At 46.4% G+C, this 761-nt stretch carries 1 protein-coding gene; it reads right to left on the bottom strand.

Going from position 1 to position 761, the window contains the following annotated elements:
- Window positions 1–761 (bottom strand): SpoVR family protein (locus tag R7Z49_RS24540; RefSeq protein WP_318112306.1); only part of this gene is annotated, 761 nt, incomplete at both ends.

Genomic DNA, 761 nt, shown 5'->3' with positions numbered 1-761 from the left:
ATAGGGGTTGATACCGCTAAAGTAAGGACTGTTGTAGGGTGGTTGAGCAACCACACTTGTGTGGCTATGTAAAAATTCAAGAATGAACTTTTCAGACACAATACCTTCATCATACAAGTGGTTTAGAATCGTGTAGTGCCAGAACGTTGCCCATCCTTCATTCATAACCTGAGTTTGCTTTTGTGGATAAAAGTACTGGCTGATTTTTCGGACGATTCGAACAACCTCGCGTTGCCATGGTTCCAAGAGCGGCGCATGTTTCTCAAAGAAGTAGAGTAGGTTTTCTTGAGGTTCACTAGGGAAGCGCTCTTTAATGTCTTCTTCTTTAGTTTTGGCTCTTGGTACGGTTCGCCACAGTTCATTGACTTGAGATTGCAGATAAGCCTCGCGCTCCTCTTGGCGGGCCTTCTCTTCGGTAATCGAGATTTTCTCTGGTCGTTTGTAGCGGTCGACACCAAAGTTCATTAACGCATGGCAGGAGTCGAGAAGCTTTTCAACCTCTTGAACGCCATAGCGCTCCTCACATTCGGCAAGGTACTTTTTAGCAAAGAGTAAGTAGTCGATGATAGAACTGGCGTCCGTCCACGTTTGGAACAGATAATTCCCCTTGAAGAAAGAGTTGTGGCCGTAGCACGCGTGCGCGATGACAAGCGCTTGCATGGTGACTGTGTTCTCGTCCATCAAATACGCAATACAAGGGTCGGAGTTAATCACAATCTCGTACGCAAGGCGCATCTGGCCATGTTTGTAGTTCTGTTCTG

The sequence above is a fragment of the Vibrio sp. 1562 genome (genome assembly GCF_033340155.1).
GTDB lineage: Bacteria > Pseudomonadota > Gammaproteobacteria > Enterobacterales > Vibrionaceae > Vibrio > Vibrio alginolyticus.
The sequence above is the reverse complement of the archived record's forward strand: the minus strand, read 5'-3'. Positions and strand labels throughout refer to the sequence as shown.